14 protein-coding genes are annotated in these 19,799 nt (G+C 59.7%); 7 read left to right on the plus strand and 7 right to left on the minus strand.

The window, feature by feature from the left end:
- Positions 1-90: 90 nt before the first annotated feature.
- From FHC51_RS12460 to FHC51_RS12470, 3 genes are read left to right on the plus strand one after another with little or no spacing between them, the layout of a single operon-like run.
- A complete protein-coding gene (locus tag FHC51_RS12460; RefSeq protein WP_114315552.1) occupies positions 91-1,191 on the plus strand; it encodes an HlyD family secretion protein in 1,101 nt (366 codons plus the stop codon).
- The gene (locus FHC51_RS12465) at positions 1,188-2,759 is read left to right on the plus strand and encodes a DHA2 family efflux MFS transporter permease subunit (protein ID WP_114315551.1); all 1,572 of its coding nucleotides are present in this window, start codon (positions 1,188-1,190) and stop codon (positions 2,757-2,759) included. Before FHC51_RS12460 ends, FHC51_RS12465 begins: the two co-directional genes overlap by 4 nt.
- On the plus strand, positions 2,756-4,279 hold the full coding sequence (locus tag FHC51_RS12470; RefSeq protein ID WP_220436687.1) for an efflux transporter outer membrane subunit: 1,524 nt from the start codon (positions 2,756-2,758) through the stop codon (positions 4,277-4,279). Before FHC51_RS12465 ends, FHC51_RS12470 begins: the two co-directional genes overlap by 4 nt.
- Before the next feature lie 746 nt (positions 4,280-5,025).
- Here the strand turns inward: FHC51_RS12470 and ldtB are convergent.
- Positions 5,026-5,946, minus strand: a complete 921-nt coding sequence (gene ldtB, locus FHC51_RS12475) for a L,D-transpeptidase (protein WP_103823490.1) — start codon at positions 5,944-5,946, stop codon at positions 5,026-5,028.
- A 220-nt stretch (positions 5,947-6,166) separates the two neighbouring features.
- On the opposite strand from ldtB, the gene FHC51_RS12480 reads away from it, so the two are divergent.
- Positions 6,167-7,762, plus strand: a complete 1,596-nt coding sequence (locus FHC51_RS12480) for an ABC-F family ATPase (protein ID WP_103823489.1) — start codon at positions 6,167-6,169, stop codon at positions 7,760-7,762.
- A 407-nt stretch (positions 7,763-8,169) separates the two neighbouring features.
- Here FHC51_RS12480 and FHC51_RS12485 read toward each other — a convergent pair whose 3' ends face one another.
- From FHC51_RS12485 to FHC51_RS12500, 4 genes are all read right to left on the minus strand, one after another.
- Positions 8,170-9,432 (minus strand): DUF1479 domain-containing protein, encoded by a 1,263-nt coding sequence (locus FHC51_RS12485; protein ID WP_220435664.1) that lies wholly within the window; start codon positions 9,430-9,432, stop codon positions 8,170-8,172.
- A 150-nt stretch (positions 9,433-9,582) separates the two neighbouring features.
- Positions 9,583-10,398 carry a Cof-type HAD-IIB family hydrolase gene (locus FHC51_RS12490; protein ID WP_220435665.1) on the minus strand — a complete coding sequence of 272 codons (816 nt, stop codon included), beginning with the start codon at positions 10,396-10,398 and terminating at the stop codon, positions 9,583-9,585.
- A gap of 167 nt (positions 10,399-10,565) precedes the next feature.
- Complete coding sequence (locus tag FHC51_RS12495; protein WP_156238227.1) at positions 10,566-12,998, minus strand: formate C-acetyltransferase/glycerol dehydratase family glycyl radical enzyme; 2,433 nt, start codon at positions 12,996-12,998, stop codon at positions 10,566-10,568.
- Between the two features lie 4 nt (positions 12,999-13,002).
- Entirely contained in the window at positions 13,003-13,902 is a 900-nt protein-coding gene (locus FHC51_RS12500) for a glycyl-radical enzyme activating protein (protein WP_114387603.1), read from the minus strand.
- Between the two features lie 127 nt (positions 13,903-14,029).
- Between FHC51_RS12500 and fsa the strand changes: the two genes are divergently transcribed.
- Entirely contained in the window at positions 14,030-14,692 is a 663-nt protein-coding gene (gene fsa / locus FHC51_RS12505; RefSeq protein ID WP_220435666.1) for a fructose-6-phosphate aldolase, read from the plus strand.
- 90 nt (positions 14,693-14,782) lie between these two features.
- Here the strand turns inward: fsa and moeB are convergent, their stop codons facing one another.
- The gene (gene moeB, locus FHC51_RS12510; protein WP_220435667.1) at positions 14,783-15,535 is read right to left on the minus strand and encodes a molybdopterin-synthase adenylyltransferase MoeB; all 753 of its coding nucleotides are present in this window, start codon (positions 15,533-15,535) and stop codon (positions 14,783-14,785) included.
- A 2-nt stretch (positions 15,536-15,537) separates the two neighbouring features.
- Positions 15,538-16,770 (minus strand): molybdopterin molybdotransferase MoeA, encoded by a 1,233-nt coding sequence (gene moeA / locus FHC51_RS12515; protein ID WP_156238233.1) that lies wholly within the window; start codon positions 16,768-16,770, stop codon positions 15,538-15,540.
- Positions 16,771-16,959: 189 nt separating this feature from the next.
- Between moeA and iaaA the strand changes: the two genes are divergently transcribed.
- Entirely contained in the window at positions 16,960-17,898 is a 939-nt protein-coding gene (iaaA, locus tag FHC51_RS12520; RefSeq protein ID WP_103823481.1) for a beta-aspartyl-peptidase, read from the plus strand.
- Between the two features lie 11 nt (positions 17,899-17,909).
- Positions 17,910-19,781: a glutathione ABC transporter ATP-binding protein GsiA gene (gene gsiA, locus FHC51_RS12525; protein ID WP_220435668.1), complete on the plus strand. Its 1,872-nt coding sequence runs from the start codon at positions 17,910-17,912 to the stop codon at positions 19,779-19,781.
- Positions 19,782-19,799 lie beyond the last annotated feature (18 nt).

The raw sequence follows: 19,799 nt of genomic DNA on the forward strand, positions 1-19,799 counted from the left end.
AGTTTTTCCTGGCAAATGTATAGCAACGTCCTAACTTTATTGAGCGGTATAAATTGTGATGCCGCTCACTAACAGGACGGACGCTGTTCTATGGCAGAAGAAAACCACACCTCTGAAGATACCGATAATAAAGAAAATAAAGAGACTGAACGTAAACGCCCCGGCAAAAAGCCGCTGATTATTCTGGGTATTGTGGTGATCGTTATGGTCATCGTGGCGCTGGTATGGTGGTTTATGACCCGCAACCAGGAGACCACCGACGATGCCTTCACCGAAGGTGACGCTGTCACAATTGCCCCGAAAACCGCTGGCTACGTCACCGATCTGCGGGTGCGGGATAACCAGCGGGTGAAAAAAGGCGATCTGCTGGTGACGATCGATCCCCGGGATACGCTCGCCCAGCGCGATCAGGCTAAAGCCCAGCTGGGTCTGGCCGAGGCCCAATTGCATCAGGCCCAGGCGCAACTGGCGCTCTCGAAAGTGCAATACCCCGCCCAGCGCGACGAAGCTAACGCCCAGGTGATCAAAGCCCAGGCCGATCTCGCCAATGCCCAAGCGGAGTATCGCCGTCAGCGCGGAGTCGATCCCCGCGCCACCACGCAACAGAGCATCGACGCGGCCAACGCCCAGCTGCGCAGCGCCCAGGCCCAGCTTGCCAGCGCCAAAGCGCAGCTTGAGGTGGCCTCCCAGGTGCAGCTGCAAATTCGTCAGCAGGAGACCAACGTCGAAGCCCGGGAGCGCCAGGTGGAGCAGGCGCGTGCCCAGCTGAAGACCGCCGAGCTGAACCTCTCTTACACCGAAGTTCGTGCTCCCTTTGATGGCTACATCACGAAGCGCAACGTCCAGACCGGCACCCTGGTGCAGGCGGGCACCGCGCTCTTCTCCCTGGTCTCGAGCGATATCTGGGTGGTCGCCAACTTTAAAGAGTCCCAGCTGGAGCGGATGCGCCCCGGTAATAAGGTCACGCTGAGCGTGGACGCCTGGCCAGATATGGAGCTGGAAGGGCATGTCGACTCTATCCAGCAGGGCAGTGGCTCGCGCTTTGCTGCCTTCCCGTCGGAAAACGCCACCGGTAACTTCGTGAAGATCGTTCAGCGCGTACCGGTGAAAATTGTCATTGATAAAGGGCTGGATCCTAACAAGCCGCTGCCGCTGGGCCTGTCGGTTGAGCCGAAGGTAACCGTGGAATGACCGACCACAGCCATGAAAACTGGCGGCCCGCCAGCAACCCGTGGGCGGTGGCGATCGTCGTCACCCTCGCGGTGTTTATGGAGATCCTCGATACCACCATCGTGAACGTGGCGCTGCCCCACGTGGCGGGCTCGCTCTCCGCCAGCTATGACGAATCCACCTGGGTGCTCACTAGCTATCTGGTGGCGAACGGCATCGTGCTGCCCATCTCGGCGTTTCTGAGCCGGCTTTTTGGCCGCAAGCAGTTCTTCCTGATCTGCATTGTGATGTTCACCATCTGCTCCTTCCTGTGCGGGATCGCCACCGAGCTGTGGCAGATCATCCTGTTCCGTATTCTGCAGGGCTTCTTCGGCGGCGGGCTGCAGCCTACCCAGCAGTCGGTACTGCTCGACTACTTTAAGCCGGAAGATCGCGGTAAGGCCTTTGGCCTGTCGTCCATCGCCATTATTGTCGCCCCGGTGCTGGGGCCGACGCTCGGCGGCTGGATCACCGATAACTACTCCTGGCGCTGGGTGTTCTTTATCAACATCCCGGTGGGGATAGTGACCGTGCTGGCGATCTATCAGCTGCTGGAAGATCCGCCGTGGGAGAGTAAATCGAAGGAGAAACTCTCCGTCGACTGGACGGGCATCGGGCTTATCGCCCTTGGCCTCGGCTGCCTGCAGGTGATGCTCGACCGCGGGGAAGACGAAGACTGGTTTAACTCGAACTTTACGCGTACCTTCGCGGTGCTGACGCTGATTGGCATTATCGGCGCTATCTACTGGCTGCTCTATGCCAAAAAGCCGGTGGTGGATCTGCACTGCATGAAGGATAAAAACTTCGCCGTCTCCAGCCTGCTGATGGCCGGTATGGCGATGATCCTCTACGGCAGTTCGGTGGTGATCCCGCAGCTGGCGCAGCAGGACCTGGGCTATACCGCCACCTGGTCGGGGCTGGTGCTCTCGCCCGGCGCGATCCTCATTGTGCTGACCATCCCGCTGGTGCTGAAGCTGATGCCGATTGTGCAGACGCGCTGGATCATCGCCTTCGGCTTTGCCTGCCTGGCGACGGCCTTCTTCTGGTCGCGGACGCTGACGCCGGATATCGACTTCGAGACCCTGGTGCTGTTCCGCAGCGCCCAGTCGATTGGGCTGGGGTTCCTGTTTGTGCCCCTGACCACCATCGCCTTTATCTCGATCCCCCGACGGCTGAACGCCGACGCCGCGGCGCTCTTTACCATGTTCCGCAACGTGGCGGGGTCGGTGGGCATTTCGCTCTCGACGGCGGCCATCACCGAGCGCTCCCAGGCCCACAGCGCGCATCTCGCCACGCATACCTCTGCGTTTGACGAGCCGTTCCAGCAGACGATCCGCGAGATGGCCCAGGCGATCCAGAACTTTACCACCCAGGTGGGCGACCCCACCGGCATCGCCACCGGGCGCATGTACCAGGCGATGATCGAGCAGTCGCGTTTCCTGGCCTACGTGGATGTCTTCACCATTCTGAGCGTGGTGGCCCTCTTACTGATTCCGTTTTGTTTGTTGCTCTCGCCGGTTAAGAGCGAGGGGAGTGCAGGAGCACACTGATGATTCGACGTTTAAGCCCCCTGATGTTAATGCTGCTGCTGGCAGGCTGTGCCGTGGGGCCCGACTACCAGCAGCCCGCGCCGCAAACCCCGACGCACTGGAACGATCCGGGCGATGGCGGCGTGAAATCGCAAACCGCGTCGACCGCCATCAATCCTCGCTGGTGGAAATCCTTTGGCGATCCGCAGCTGGACAGCCTGATTGAGCGTGCCATCGCCGGCAACCTGTCGCTACAGCAAACCGTGCTGCGCATCGCCGGGGCGAGGGAACAGATCAACCAGGCGGGCGGTGCCTTCTTCCCGGCGGTGAACGGCAATCTGCAGGCCACCCGGCAGCAGCTGGGGCTGGAGGGGGAGCTGAAATCCCACGGCGTGTACGACCAGCTTGATGATGTCGACCCTGAACTGCGCGGGGCGCTGGGACCGCTGACCCAGCCGATTAACCTCTATCAGGGCAGCTTTGACGCCCAGTGGGAGCTGGATCTGTGGGGCAAGGTGCGCCGTCAGGTGGAAGCCGCCAACGCTCAGCAGCAGGCGGCTATCGAGCAGCGTAACGATGCGCTGGTGTCGCTGGAGGCGGAAGTCGCCCGCGCCTGGCTCCAGCTGCGCGGTGCCCAGAGTAGCATCGCGACCCTCAATACCCAGATCGAGAGCGCGCAGCAGACGCTGGAGCTGACCAGCAGCCGCCAGCGCGGTGGGCTGTCGCCGCAGATGGACGTGGAGAACGCCCGCGCCCAGCTCGGCAATCTGGAGGCGCAGCTTCCGCAATATGAAGCCCAGGCGCGGCAGGCGATGAACGGCCTGGCGATCCTGCTTGGCAAACCGCCGGGAGCCTTGGACAGCGAGTTGCAGGCCAGCAAACCGCTGCCCGCGCTGCCGGAGATTGTCCCCACCGGGATCCCGTCCACGCTGGCGCGGCGACGTCCGGACGTGCGTGAGGCCGAGGCGAATCTGCATGCGGCCACCGCGCAGATCGGCGTGTCGGTGGCGCAGCTCTTCCCCAGCGTCTCCCTCAGCGGCCAGTTTGGGCTGCGTAACAGCGAGGCCAGCTGGCTCACCGACTGGAGCAGCCACTTCTACAGCGTCGGGCCGCAGGTCTCTATTCCCATCTTCCAGGGCGGACGGCTGGTCTCCAGCGTGAAGGTTGCCCGTGCCCAGCAGGGCGCGGCGGTGCTGGAGTATCGTCAGACGGTGCTTACCGCGCTGGGGGATGTGGAAAATGCACTGGTCAGCTACCGCACCGACCAGAAGCGGGAGGCGGGATTAAGCAAAACCATCGATGCGCTGCAAAACGCCTTCGATCTGGCGAGCAGTAGCTATCGCCAGGGGATCGCTACCTTTATCGACGTGCTGGATGCCCAGCGCCAGCTGGCCCAGGCGCAGCAGCAGCGGGATCAGGCCCGGGTGCAGAGCGCGCTGGATCTGGTGGCGCTTTATAAAGCCCTCGGCGGGGGCTGGGAGCCGTATCAGCAGGTGCAGCTGCCGGATTATGCTGTGTTTGGGGATGCGCCGAGGGGGTGATTATCGCGTAATAAACGGTAGTAGGGGAGGGGGAGTGGTTGAGTTCGGTAGTGTGTTCCGTTCACTTTGAGACCGGTAGATTATTAGTTGCCAGCACACGTGAACGGGAAAAGGGGGCCACCGCGGCCCCCTTTTCAATCCCCGCGGCCCCGCAAGAAATCGGTGCTTCGCACTGCGCTCACCTCCCGACCTGCTGCCTGCGGTCGGCTCAACTCTTGATTACTCGTCCCATCCCTGGGACTCGCCCCTTCGGGGCCAACGCAAGCGTTGTTCAAAATTGCTCCCAGCAATTTTGTCTGTCTCGATTCGCCTCTGGCCGCCATCCCTGGCGTCCAGCCCTTGTCAGCCGGTCTCCGGTTCGCCGATTTCAGCGGGAACTCAACCCCCGTGCCACATTCAGGCTATGAAATAGGGATTTAAATAATTTATTCAAAAAATTCTGAAGGTGGAGGGAGCGTAGGTCCGGCTGAAAATCGCCGAAGCGTTTCCTGTAGGCCGGGGCGAGGCGCATGGATGCGCCGAGAGGGCGTGACCTACATGGATGTAGGATCACGCCCGACCCGAAAGCCGGAAGGAATAAGCTGAGGGTACCGCGAAGCGGCGATTTTCTTTGCCGGGAGCCGGGATTGTTAAGGGGGCGGCGATAGCCCCCTTAACACGTTCACCGCAGCGGGGTGAACATAATGCAGAAATGCTTTAGTGAACGGAACAATTCCACCGTTACAACAGAATTGTTCCTACTACCATCAGTTCAGACGAACTGGCATACCGGAACGGTTGTTGATCGCTTGCTCAACGATGGTCGCATCCACATCCTGCTGACCGGTCACCGCCTGCACATTGCTGGTCAGGGTAATTGGCACAGTCACGTTATTGTCGATCTGCTCTTCGCTGGTAGAGAGCGGGTTATGCACTTCGAGGTAACGGCTGCCATCCGGCTCGGTGGTCGCTTTTACAGGCTCGTTGATGAACTGTACGCGAGTACCCACCGGTACGTTTTCGAACAGGAATTTGATGTCGTCGTTACGCAGACGCACACAACCGTGGCTCACGCGCAGGCCGATACCGAAGTTGGCATTGGTGCCGTGAATCGCATACAGGCGGCCAATGTAGAGCGCGTACAGACCCATTGGGTTATCCGGGCCCGCAGGCACAACGGCTGGCAGCGGCTCGCCCGCGGCGATGTATTCAGCGTGCATCTTCGCGGTTGGGGTCCAGGTTGGGCCCGCTTTCTTACGCTCAACTTTGGTGGTCCAGTTCATCGGGGTATCTTTACCCAGCTGGCCGATACCGATTGGCAGCACGATTACGGTGTTGGTGCCTTTCGGGTAGTAGTACAGACGCATTTCGGCGCTGTTGATGATGATACCTTCATGTACGGTATCCGGCAGGATCAGCTGCTGAGGAATGTTCAGCACGGTGCCGCCTTTCGGCAGGTACGGATCGACGCCCGGGTTAGCTTCCATCATGTTGGAGAGGCCAAGCTGATATTCTGCTGCGAAATATTCCAGCGGCTGGCTGTTGCCTTCTTCAATGGTCACAACCTGGTTCTGACCGACCAGACGGCTACCGTCGGTTGGCAGTGGATAGGTGACAGCAGAAGCGGTCTTGCAAAACCCTACTACGGCAAACGCCGCCGCAAAAAGCGAAGTTAATTTCATATTCATGTTGTGCGAGGTATCTGTGCCACGTTGGCAGGTTGTTTAAAAGTCAGAACGGTTTAGGGAGCGCATTATATGTGCATTCCCACCCGCATGGAATTCGGATGTGTACTAAATCACACTTTTTTCAATTCTGTTAAAGTGTAGCGCTACGTTGTTAAGCGGGATCTCATTTCGGAATTGTGGCATAATGCCGGGTTTATCACACTTCTCGCAGGAATCTCCCGTGTTAGTTACCAGCAACGTCACTATGCAGTTTGGCAGTAAGCCGCTGTTTGAAAACATTTCCGTCAAGTTTGGCGGCGGCAACCGTTACGGCCTGATTGGTGCCAACGGTAGTGGAAAATCCACCTTCATGAAGATCCTCGGCGGCGATTTAGAGCCGACCCTGGGCAACGTTTCTCTCGATCCGAACGAGCGCATCGGTAAGCTGCGTCAGGATCAGTTCGCCTTTGAAGCGTTCACCGTGCTTGATACGGTGATCATGGGTCACGTTGAGCTGTGGGAAGTGAAGCAGGAGCGCGATCGCATCTACGGCCTTGCCGAAATGAGCGAAGAAGATGGCTATAAAGTGGCCGATCTCGAAACCCAGTACGGCGAAATGGACGGCTACTCCGCCGAAGCCCGCGCCGGTGAGCTGCTGCTCGGCGTCGGTATTCCGGTTGAACAGCATTACGGCCCGATGAGTGAAGTCGCGCCAGGCTGGAAGCTGCGTGTTCTGCTGGCGCAGGCGCTCTTCTCCAACCCGGATATCCTGCTGCTCGACGAACCGACGAACAACCTGGACATCGACACCATTCGCTGGCTGGAGCAGACGCTGAACGAGCGTAACAGCACCATGATCATCATCTCGCACGACCGTCACTTCCTGAACATGGTCTGCACCCACATGGCCGATCTCGACTACGGCGAGCTGCGCGTTTATCCGGGCAACTACGACGAGTATATGACCGCCGCGACCCAGGCGCGTGAGCGTCTGCTGGCCGACAACGCCAAGAAAAAGGCGCAGATTGCCGACCTGCAATCCTTCGTCAGCCGCTTTAGCGCCAACGCCTCTAAATCCCGTCAGGCCACCTCCCGCGCCCGTCAGATTGACAAGATCAAGCTGGAAGAGGTTAAAGCCTCCAGCCGTCAGAACCCGTTCATCCGCTTCGAGCAGGATAAGAAACTGTTCCGTAACGCGCTGGAAGTGGAAGCTCTCACCAAGGGCTTTGAAGAGGGGCCACTGTTTAAAAACTTCAACCTGCTGCTGGAAGTGGGGGAGAAGATCGCGATTATCGGTGCCAACGGCGTGGGTAAATCCACCATGCTGAAAACCCTGGTGGGCGAACTGCAGCCGGACAGCGGCACCGTGAAGTGGTCCGAAAATGCCTCTATCGGCTATTACGCGCAGGATCACGAGTATGAGTTTGAAAACGACCTGACCGTTTTCGAATGGATGAGCCAGTGGAAATCAGAAGGCGACGATGAGCAGGTAGTGCGCAGCTTCCTGGGCCGTCTGCTCTTCAGCCAGGACGACATCAAAAAACCGGCGAAGGTACTCTCCGGGGGTGAGAAGGGCCGTATGCTGTTCGGCAAGCTGATGATGCAGAAACCGAACATTCTGGTAATGGACGAACCGACCAACCACCTGGATATGGAATCGATCGAATCGCTGAACATGGCGCTGGAGATGTATCAGGGTACCCTGATCTTCGTCTCCCACGACCGTGAGTTCGTCAGCTCGCTGGCGACCCGCGTGATTGAGATTACGCCGGAGCGCGTGGTGGACTTCAGCGGTAACTACGAAGACTACCTGCGCAGCAAAGGTATCGACGGCTAATCATCCGTTTCTGACCCTTCCCGTCCGGGGAGGGTCTGCTTTCCCCCTGTCTGCATACTTTCCCCCGCATTTTTTTTAACTTCTAGTTTTTAAATACGATATCAATGCGTTTATATAATTGGTATACCAATTATGGCGCGATTTCACCTGTCATATAGCTATCGGAAAATTGGTATGACAACTTAAAAGAAGGGAGAACCGGCGGCGGGCGGAAATCAGGCAGTTTCGTGCAAAAAGCGGGATAAAAGCGGCACACACTTTGTAACCGTTATCCGGGGAGACATCATGACCTGTTGTTTGCGTTAAGAAAAATGATTTTTAACGTAACCGGAGCGCGGTCACAAAATTACCGGGGGGAGATTAAGCGGGGCGGCGACGCCCATACTGGACGCGCCGCCGTAAAGGGGTTAGGCCATGCCAAGTGCGCGCTTGCCGTGAATGTTCAGATCATCAACGGTGAAGCGTGACTGCCATGTCGCTTCATAATCTTCACGCGGGAAATCGCCCGGGGAAGCCCCGGTTTCCAGCGCCGCTTTCACCTTCTTCGCGTAGGCGAGGTTTTTCTCGCACATCGGCGCTGCCGGAATGTACATCACGTTGCCCCAGCCCTGCTGGTTCTCGACCGGGGCCACCGAGTGGATCACATCGCAGTGCCACCACACGGAGTCACCTGCTTCCAGAGCCGGAATGCTGGTCAACGCTTCCATTAACAGCGGATGCCACTTCTCGGAGATCGGCAGCACGCGACCTGGCGCCACGCCGCAGAGTTCATCTTCCGGCACATCATCCAGCAGCGGACGCAGCAGAATGTACGCCATCGCTTCCGGGATCGGCACCACGTGCAGCAGCCCCTGATCCGGGATCATATCTGAGAGCGCCGTCCAGCCCTGGAAGGTGCGGAACACCGAGCATTTGGTGGTGTTGTCCACGGTGTACTCTTCCACTTCGGTGCGGTGGGCGGCATCCCACGGATCGTACTGCTCGATATTGCCATCAAACACCCGGGCGAAGACCTGCTGGTAAGCCGGAAGCAGCCAGCGCTCCAGCGCGCCGGAGTCAGTGTGCGCCCCAAGACCCTTTGAGGTGGTTCCCGGCGGACGACGACGAATGCGGTCCGGGTAGATCACGCTCACGTCCGGGTTGAACCACTGCTTGCCGTTGCTCTCAAAAGTCCATAAACGGTTCAGGAACGACTGCACCTGGGCCATCTCTTCGCTCTGACGGGCTTCCATCTGGGCGTGCGACCAGTAGATCGGGTAGATCTCCGGGCGGGAGGCGGTGAGGGTGCCAAAGAAGTTATCCCCCGGGCCTTTATAGATCTCATCAAAACGGTTGAGATCCAGATAGTCGAGCATCGCGTTATCCCACGCCAGCGCCTGCTCACGCGGGAAATGACCTTTAATCACCGCACAGCCCCGGCGTTTCACCGCCTCGCGCTGCGCCGGACTGATATTACCGCTCTGCACGTCCGCAAAGGGGATCACCGGCCAGACAGGATCGCCTTTGCTTTTCAGGGCATTAATTTCTGCCACGCGGCTGGCAATTTTATCGCTCAGGCGATCAAACACGCCCTGCACGTCGCCAATCTGCGCCCGCAGCTCGCGTTTCATCTGGCGAATGGCCGCTTTATGGTCAGCGGGCAAAGTTTCACTGGTAAACGTTAAGGTCATAACAGCCTCGCTATCTTTCATTCGAAAGTAAAAGTAATTACAAGTGATACTTTAGGTTAAAAATAAGTTAATGCAAGTTAAATAACTTGATGAAGTGCACAACCCGGAGAGAAAGAGAAAGGTTCGCCGGAGGAGGCTCCGGCGAGAAAATCAGTTGCTAAAAGGCGGGGTGTTATCGAGGACGGCCTGAATCACGTTCAGCGCGCCCTGGTGGTTGTTGTCCTCGGTCTGATAGCGGGTGATGGCTTTGATATTTTCGCCCGCGTTACCCATGGCGAAGGAGTAGTGGGCAAATTTCAGCATTTCGGCGTCATTACCGCTGTCGCCAATGGCCACGCACGCCTGCGGGGAGATGTGCCAGCGTTTCAGCAGGCGGCTGATGCCGTTGGCTTTATGCAGGCCGGGAATGATCAGATCGACAAAGCCAAACCCGCTGGTCACCGGCTTCATGATGCCGTCAAGGGAGACATGCAGGGCATCAATCAGGTTCGGGATATCGCTGTCCGGCAGGTTCAACGAGAACTTGAACAGCACGTCGTCGATGTCGCGATAGTCGCTGATGCGCTGTAAGCGGTGATAATGTTTTGACATCAGGTCGACGAAGGCGTCGGGTGCCTTGTCGCTGACGTAAGCACTCTCCAGACCGCAGGCGACAAAGTTCAGGGCGCTATCTTTCAGCAGTTCGCCAATGACAATCTGCGACTCATGTTTCGTCAGTTCGCCGTGGAAAATCTGCTCACCGTGATCGAACACCAGCGCGCCGTTCTCCGCCACGAAGGAGATCTGCGATTTCAGCTCCGGGAAGAAGGAGATGAGCTGGTAATACTGGTTGCCGCTGGCGACAACGAACTCGATATTGCGGGCCTGAAGTTGCTGGAACTGCGCCTGAAAGCGGTCACGATCGTACTGCTTGGCGTCATCAAGAAAAGTCCCGTCCATGTCGGTGACGATAACTTTAACGGTCATACATTGCGCTCCTGGATGTTACTGCGACCAGCAACATTCTAATAACAATGTGACCAAAACCACAAATTTAATTTCGAATGAAAGTGAAAAGCCGGGTGGCGCTGACGCTTACCCGGCCTACGAGGGGAATTGTAGGCCCGGTAAGCGTAGCGCCACCGGGCGTTTGTTTACAGCGTGTGCTCAGTACGCGCAATAATATCGTCCTGCGCATCCGGCGACAGGGCGGTGAAGAACGCCGAGTAACCCGCCACGCGCACCACCAGGTCACGATACTGATCCGGGTGTTTCTTCGCTTCCAGCAGCGTTTCGCGCGACACAATGTTGTACTGGATATGCCAGCCTTTATGCACCTCGAAGAAGGTACGCAGCAGCACCATCAGCTTCTGGCGGTCGCTGTCGTTATCCAGCGTCGCCGGGTTGAGCTTCTGGTTCAGCAGCACGCCGCCCAGAATCGCCTCGGTCGGCAGTTTGCCCACGGAGCCGATAACCGCGGTTGGGCCCAGGTGGTCCGTACCGGAGGCCGGGCTGGCCCCTTCCGCCAGAGGAGTATGCGCTTTACGCCCGTCCGGGGTCGCCATGGTTGCCGCGCCAAACGGTACGTTGGCGGAGATGGACGAGGTGCCGGCGTAATATTTGCCGCCAATTGGGCCGCGACCGTAGCGCGGGTTATGATACTGCTTCAGCTCTTCGATATAGGTCTGGTAGGCACGGGTCAGCAGCAGATCCACGCTGTCGTCGTCGTTACCGTACTTCGGCGCGCCGTTGATCAGACGCTGGCGCAGCTGCTCGTGGGTCAGCCCCTCGTAGTCATCCGCAAGGGCCGCCGCCAGCTGCTGCTGACCAATCGCCCCCTGTTCAAAGACCAGCTTCTTCACTGCCGCCAGGCTGTTGCCGAGGTTGGCGATGCCTACCTGCAGGCCGGATACCCAGTCGTACTTCGCGCCGCCCTGTTTGATGCTCTTCGCGCGCTCAATGCAGTCATCCACCAGCGCCGAGCAGAGAATGTCGTGGACGTTCTCTTCCAGCATGGTGTCCACCACGTACTCGATTTCGATGGACTTGCGGGTGTAATAGCGGATCTGGCTATCCCAGGCGGCCATCACTTCGTCGAAGTTGTTGAAGTTGCCCGCCGAGAGCGCTTTTTCCTGCGGCAGGAATACTTTACCGCTGGTGGCGTCGCGGCCGCCTTCCATCGCCGCCAGCATCACGCGGGCGAAGTTAATGAAGCTCATGCCGGTGCAGCGATAGCCCCACTTGCCGCCTACTGCGGTTTCGATACAGCCGATGGCCGCATAGTCGTAGGCGTCCTCTTTCTCTACCCCGAGCTTGATAAATTCCGGGATCACAATCTCATCGTTGTTGAAGGCTGGCATCCCGAAGCCACAGCGGATCACCTGCACGCAGGCGTCGAGGAAGTCGTTGCTCATGCCCGCGTGGTAGCGCACGCTCAGGTTCGGCTGGGTGGAGCGCAGACGACCGCAGGATTCCAGAATCGCGTAAGAGAGCGGGTTCACCGCATCCATCGCCACACCGTTCACCAGTTTTTGACCGCCGATGGTGACGTTCTGGTACAGCGGGCTACCGGCAGAGGCTTTGGAGTGCGAGCCGGAGCGGATCTTGTTCACTTCCAGCAGCTTCAGCCAGCAGCTGTGCAGCAGTTCGATGGCGTGTTCACGATCCAGAGACTGGTTCAGCTCCACGTCGCGGCGGTAGTACGGGTAGAGATACTGGTCCATCCGGGCAAAGGAGACGGAGTGGCCGTTGGACTCAATCTGTAGGATCAGCTGGATGAAGTAGCACAGCTGCAGTGCCTGCCAGAAGGTTTTTGGCGGTTCGTGGGCGATCACATCGCAGTTTTCCGCCATGGCCAGCAGCTCGTCGCGGCGGCTTTCGCGGGTTTCGCTGGCGGCCATCTCACGCGCCAGGTCGGCAAAGCGTTCGATATGCATACTTACCGCTTCCAGCACGATATCGATCGCTTTCAGGAACTGTTCACCGTGCAGATCTTCCAGCACCGTCAGGTTGATGCGGGAGCGGCGCTCGGCCACCTTGTGGCGCAGGCCGTCGAGCCCCTTTTCCAGCAGCAGCGGGAAGTTCACCGCCAGGTGGGCGTCGCCGGAGGTCATGTTGCCTTCGGCTTTAATAATCCCGGTTTCCAGCAGCCCTTTTTGCTCATCGGTGAACATACCGTAGCAGCGATCCTGCACCGTCTGGCCACGCCACCACGGGCAGAGTTCATGCAGAACGCGTTTGTTCTCTTCGCTTACCGCAAAGCCCGCGCCCGGACGGTCGGCGAGATCGTCGATCTCTTTTTCAATCCACGAGACGGTGTATTCCGGGAAGATCGGCGCGGCGCGCACTTCACTTGCCTGGTTACCAATAATCAGTTCGTCATGTTTGATCCAGATAGTGCGCTGCGCCAGGTGATGCGCCAGGGCCAGCGCGCGGCGGACCGGGATCGGCTTGTCCATATGCTGCTGGTACATTTCGGTATAGTGCTGCGCACGTTCGGTACAGACCGGCGGCTTAACAATATGGACCAGGGCAGTTTTATGCGCCTTAATGCGATCGCTCAGGGTAGTAAGATTCAGCTGTGTCATAACATTATCCTCGTAAGGTCGCGGTTAACCCTTTCTGGGCGGCGTACTGCCGGGCAAAGTCCAGTAATGCAGGATTATCGAGCGGTTTATCAGGGGCGGAGTAGGGTTGGCCGAGCAGGGTGTATTTGTTCATGCCCAGCGTGTGATACGGTAAAAAATGGATGTCACGGACGTTCAGTTCATCCGCGGCAAAATTGGTAATGGCGGTAATCGACGCTTCATCGGCGTTAAAGCCCTGGATCAGCGGCACGCGAATGGTGAGGGTTTTCCCGGCGGCGGCGAGGCGTCTGAGGTTATCCAGCACCCGTTTCGCCGAGCCGTCGGTCCACTGCTTAAAGACCGCGCCGTCGACATGTTTCAGGTCGGCGAGAAACAGATCGATGTACGGTAACGACGGTTCGATATAGTGCCACGGCACATGCAGACAGGTTTCCACGGCGGTATGAATGCCCGCGTCGTGGCTGGCCTGGAAGAGGGCGCGGGCCAGCGTCGGGTTCATAAAAGGTTCGCCCCCGGAGAGGGTAACGCCGCCGCCGCTGCGATCGTAGAACGGCTTATCCCGCAGGACGGTCGCCATAATCTCCTCCACCTGCTTCTCTTCGCCGCAGACGGTCAGGGCCTGGGTCGGGCAGCAGTGGGTGAGGGCATCCAGGTGGGTATCGTCGAGTTTTTCTCGGTGGATCACCAGGCCATTCAGCGTGCGGTGGATGACCGCGGGCGCCGCCTGCTGGCAGAGGTTGCACCCCTCCAGGCACAGGCGAGCGTCGAACAGCAGATCCCGCGAGCGTTCGCGGCTTTCCGGGTTCTGACACCAGCGGCAGCCCAGGGAGCAGCCTTTCATAAAGACCACGGTACGAATACCGGGGCCGTCGTGTGTCGAATAACGCTGAATGTTGAAGATCATAATGTCGCCTCTTGTTGCGTATGAAGATTAAATTACTTTCGAATGAAAGTTATCTTGACGCAAATCAACTCTGAGGCAGGTTTTGCCGTGGTAGGGTTACGGCATAGTCATTTTTGAGGACCCCATCATGGAACTGTATCTCGACACATCCGACGTCATTACTGTTAAAAAACTGGCCCGCGTCTTTCCGCTGGCAGGCGTCACCACTAACCCAAGCATTGTTACCGCGGGCAAAATGCCGCTGGAAGTCTTGCTACCGCAGCTGCAGGAGGCGATGGGCGGCCAGGGTCGTCTGTTTGCTCAGGTGATGGCGACCACCGCGGAAGGGATGGTGGAAGATGCGCTGAAGCTGCGCGGTATCGTGGCCGATCTGGTGGTCAAAGTGCCAGTGACGGCGGAAGGGCTGGCGGCCATTAAGATGCTGAAAGCGCAGGGCGTGCCAACGCTCGGTACGGCGGTCTACAGCGCGGCGCAGGGGCTGATGGCGGCGCTGGCGGGGGCGGAGTATGTCGCGCCCTACGTCAATCGCGTGGATGCGCAGGGCGGGGATGGCATTCAGACGGTGGCGGAGCTGCAACAGCTGCTGACGCTCCACGCGCCGCACGCCAAAGTGCTGGCCGCGAGCTTCAAAACCCCGCGTCAGGCGCTGGACTGCCTGCTGGCGGGCTGTGAATCCATCACCCTGCCGCTGGACGTGGCGCAGCAGCTAATCACCTCTCCGGCGGTGGACGCCGCGATTGCGAAATTCGAGCAGGACTGGCAGAACGCCTTTGGACGGAAGTCGATCTGACCTTATTGCCGGGCGGCGCTAACGCTTGCCCGGCCTACGGTTCGAGGTTTTTGTAGGCCGGGTAAGGCGAAGCCGCCACCCGGCATGTTTTTACCCCCCGCACACCTCACATCCCGGATTGCGCATCAGCTTCATCTCGCGGAACTGGCAGGTCATCGCGTCGTACATCACGATTTTCCCCGCCGCGGGCGTGCCGTAACGGGTCAGCACCTTAATCGCCTCCATCGCCTGCATCGAACCGATCACCCCCACCAGCGGCGCCATCACTCCCGCCTCAACGCAGGTCAGGGCGTTTTCGCCAAACAGACGGCTCAGGCAGCGGTAGCAAGGCTCGCCCTCCGCGTACGTAAAGACGCTCACCTGGCCTTCCATGCGGATAGCCGCCCCGGAGACCAGGGGTGTTTTATGGCTGAAACAGCTGGCGTTAAGCTGGTTACGAATGGTGACGTTGTCGGTGCAGTCGAGCACCAGATCGTGTTGGGCTATCTGGTCAGACAGCGCGGCGTCGTCAAGCAGGGCGTTGAGCAGCGTAAACTGCACGTTGGGGTTGATGCGCGAAAGCGATGCCTGGGCCGAGACCACTTTCGGCTCGCCCAGTGTCGCATCGCTGTGCAGGGTCTGGCGTTGCAGGTTGGAGAGCGACACGGTGTCGAAATCGAGCAGCGTCATGCGCCCGACACCGGCCGCCGCCAGATACTGCGTCGCGGCGCAGCCTAATCCGCCGAGGCCGACTACCAGCACATTCGCGGCTTTTAACGCTTCCTGGCCGTCGAAATCAAAACCGCGCAGCACAATCTGGCGATTGTAGCGCAGCATCTCGTTGTCGCTCAGCTCCACCGTCATGGTCAGCCTCCAAACAGGGCGTTAAACGGCTCGACTTCCACCCACTCACCCGCTTCCACGTTACCGCGCTCGCGCTCGAGCACGATAAAGCAGTTCCCCTGACTGAAGGAGCTGAAGATATGCGAGCCCTGATGGCCGGTGGTGCTCACCTCCAGCTCGCCGTCGGCGTTACGCGCCAGAATGCCGCGCTGGAAGTCGAGACGGCCCGGCGATTTTTTCAGCCGGGTGGCGGCGCGCACGCGCTGGCGGGCAGGCAGGCTGTGTGCCCGGTTGCCGGAGAGCTTCGCCAGCAATGGCTGCACCAGCTGGTAGAAGGTGAGCGCCGCAGAGACCGGGTTCCCTGGCAGGCCGCAGAACCAGCTATCCGGCAGTTTGCCGAAGGCAAAAGGCTTGCCGGGCTTGATGGCCAGCTTCCAGAAGCCGATCTCACCCAGTTCATCGAGGATCGTTTTGGTATAGTCCGCTTCGCCCACCGAGACGCCGCCGGAGCTCAGGACCACGTCGGCCACACGATCCGCTTCGATAAAGGCTTCGCGCAGTTTTTGCGGATCGTCAGGAATAATGCCGAGGTTGATCACCTCGCAGCCGAGCTGCTCCAGCATCAGGTGCACCGCCAGCCGGTTGGTGTCGTAGATCTGCCCCTCGGCCAGCGGCTGGCCCGGCAGCTGAAGCTCGTCGCCGGTGGAGAAGAGCGCCACGCGCACCTGGCGCACCACGGCGATCTCCGCAATGCCCAGCGAGGCCAGCACCGGCAGTTCGGCGACGGTCAGTTTTGTCCCCGCCGGGAAGACGGTCGCGCCGAGGGCAATATCTTCCCCGCTGCGGCGGATATTTTGTCCCGGCTTAACGCTGGCGGTAAAACGCACGCCATCGTCGGTCTGTTCGGTCTCCTCCTGCATCACCACCGCATCGCAGCCTGGCGGCACCGGCGCGCCGGTCATAATGCGCACGCAGCTTCCGGCAGGCCATTCACCCTGGAAAGGCTGACCGGCAAAGGCTTTTCCCGCCACCGGCAGCGCGGTACCTGCCGCCAGATCCGCCAGACGCACGGCGTAGCCATCCATCGCTGAGTTATCAAAGCCCGGCACGTTCAGGGGAGAGATGATGTCGGCGGCGGTCACGCGGCCAAAACAGCGCAGCAGCGGTAAGGTTTCCTGCTCTGTAAGCGGAGAAATACGATCGAGCATCTGGGTGAGTGCCGTCTCAAGCGGCATCAGTCCGGCGGTAAAATCCATGGGTCACTCCAGGGAGAGAATAACGAAGGCGGCCATTATGGCAGAAAAGTGCCGTTAACTGTATGACACCATGGGCTTACCCTTTACATCACCGTGACGTCTTTCTATATTCAAAAATTATATGAATTGTCAGCCACGATAATGATATTTATAAAAAAAGCGGCCATAACGTGCCCAAAGGTAAAGTAAATGGGGAAGGCAGTCATTGCAATCCACGGCGGCGCCGGGGCTATCACCCGCGCGCAGCTTAGTCAGGAACAGGAAAGGCGCTACGTTGAGGCACTCTCATCGATTGTGGAAACCGGCCAGCGAATGCTGGAAGCGGGGGAGAGCGCGCTGGATGTGGTCACCGAAGCGGTACGTCTGCTGGAGGAGTGCCCGCTGTTTAACGCCGGGATTGGCGCGGTGTTTACCCGCGACGAAACCCACGAGTTGGATGCCTGCGTGATGGACGGCATTACCCTGAAAGCGGGCGCCGTGGCCGGAGTCAGCCATCTGCGCAACCCGGTGCTGGCCGCCCGTCTGGTGATGGAGCAGAGCCCGCACGTGCTGCTGGTCGGGGAGGGCGCCGAGAAATTCGCCCTTGCCCACGGTATGGAGGCGGTGTCGCCGGAGATTTTCTCTACCCCGGAGCGCTATCAGCAGCTGCTGGCGGCGCGCGGGGCGGGTGAAACCCGGCTCGACCACGCCGCCCCGCTGGACGAGGCGAGCAAAATGGGTACCGTGGGCGCCGTCGCGCTGGATAAAGCAGGGAATCTGGCCGCGGCCACCTCCACCGGCGGAATGACAAATAAACTGCCCGGTCGGGTGGGCGACAGCCCGCTGCCCGGTGCAGGCTGCTATGCCAATAACGCCAGCGTGGCGGTCTCCTGTACCGGCACTGGCGAAGTATTTATCCGCACCCTGGCCGCCTATGATATCGCCGCGCTGATGGACTACGGCGGCTTAAGCCTGGCAGAAGCCTGCGAGCGGGTGGTAATGGAAAAACTCCCGGCGCTGGAGGGCAGCGGCGGGCTGATTGCCATCGATCGCGAGGGCAATGTGGCACTACCGTTTAACAGTGAGGGCATGTACCGTGCCTGGGGATACGCAGGCGATACGCCAAGCACCGGAATTTACCGTGAATAAGGGGGAGAGGCATGCCGCACAGTGATGAACTGGACAGTCAGCAGGTGCTGGCGGTGCACAACCTGAACGTTGCCTTTCCCGACAACCGTCAGTCGATCCCGGCGGTTAAACACCTCTCTTTTTCGCTAAAACGCGGCGAGACGCTGGCAATTGTCGGTGAGTCCGGTTCCGGTAAATCGGTGACCGCGCTGTCGCTGATGCGCCTGATTGAACAGTCCGGCGGGCAGGTAGCGTGCGACAGCCTGCTGCTGCGCCGTCGTAACGGCCAGGTGAGCGATCTCACTACCCTGAACGCCTCCCAGATGCGCAGCGTGCGCGGCGCGGATATCGCCATGATTTTCCAGGAGCCGATGACCTCCCTCAATCCGGTCTTTCCGGTGGGGGAGCAGATCGCCGAATCCATTCGCCTGCATCAGGGTCTGAACCGCGAGGGGGCGCTGGTCGAAGCCCGGCGCATGCTGGAGCAGGTGCGGATCCCGGAGGCCGACGCCGTGCTGTCGCGCTACCCGCACCAGCTTTCCGGCGGCATGCGCCAGCGGGTGATGATCGCCATGGCGCTCTCCTGTCGCCCGGCGGTGCTGATTGCCGATGAACCGACCACTGCGCTGGACGTCACCATCCAGGCGCAGATCCTGCAGCTCATCAAGGTGTTGCAGGAGGAGATGGAGATGGGGGTGATCTTTATCACCCACGACATGGGCGTGGTGGCGGATATCGCCGATCGGGTGCTGGTGATGTATCAGGGCGAGGCGGTGGAAACCGGCACCGTGGAGCAGATTTTCCATGCCCCTGAGCACCCCTATACGAAGGCGCTGCTGGCCGCGGTGCCACGCCTGGGGGCGATGAACGGCAGCGATCTGCCCCGGCGTTTTCCGCTATTCTCCCTTGCCGAACCCGGCTATCAGGAGGCTGAAACCGAGCAGGATACCGTGGTGCCCGGCGAGCCCATTTTACAGGTGCGTGACCTGGTGACCCGCTTTCCGCTGCGCGGCGGCCTGTTTAACCGCGTCAAGCGCGAAGTCCACGCGGTGGAGAGCGTCAGTTTCGATTTATGGCCCGGCGAAACGCTGTCGCTGGTGGGCGAATCCGGCAGCGGCAAATCGACCACTGGCCGGGCGCTGCTGCGGCTGGTGGAGGCCCAGGAGGGCACCATCACCTTTAACGGTGAGCGCATCGACACCCTGCCGGCCGGGAAGCTGCAACCCCTGCGGCGGGATATTCAGTTTATTTTCCAGGATCCCTACGCCTCCCTCGATCCCCGCCAGACGGTGGGCTATTCGATTATGGAGCCGCTGCGGGTGCATAACCTGCTGGACGGGGATGCCGCCCAGCGGCGGGTGGCGTGGCTGCTGGAGCGCGTGGGCCTCAAACCGGAACACGCCTGGCGCTATCCCCATGAATTTTCCGGCGGCCAGCGGCAGCGGATCTGTATTGCCCGCGCGCTGGCGCTGAACCCGAAGGTGGTGATTGCCGACGAGTCCGTCTCGGCGCTGGATGTCTCCATCCGGGCGCAGATCATTAACCTGCTGCTCGATTTGCAGCGGGAGATGGGCATCGCGTTTCTGTTTATTTCCCATGATATGGCGGTGGTGGAACGCATCAGCCACCGGGTGGCGGTGATGTACCTCGGGCAGATTGTCGAGATTGGCCCGCGGCGGGCGGTGTTTGAAAATCCCCAGCACCCTTACACCCGCAAACTGATGGCGGCGGTGCCGGTAGCCGATCCGGCTCACCGGCAGGCCCGACGGGTGCTGTTGCAGGACGAGCTGCCGGGCAACATTCGCCAGCGGGGAGAACCCACCGAGCGCGTGGCGTTGCGGGAGGTCAGCCCCGGCCATTTTGTCGCACCGCCGCGTCAGGACAATGCTTTTTCGCGTTTATAACTTAAGACAGCAGGGAAC

Origin of the sequence: Leclercia sp. EC_58 (genome assembly GCF_019584355.1) — a bacterium.
In the GTDB taxonomy this organism is placed as follows: Bacteria; Pseudomonadota; Gammaproteobacteria; order Enterobacterales; family Enterobacteriaceae; genus Enterobacter.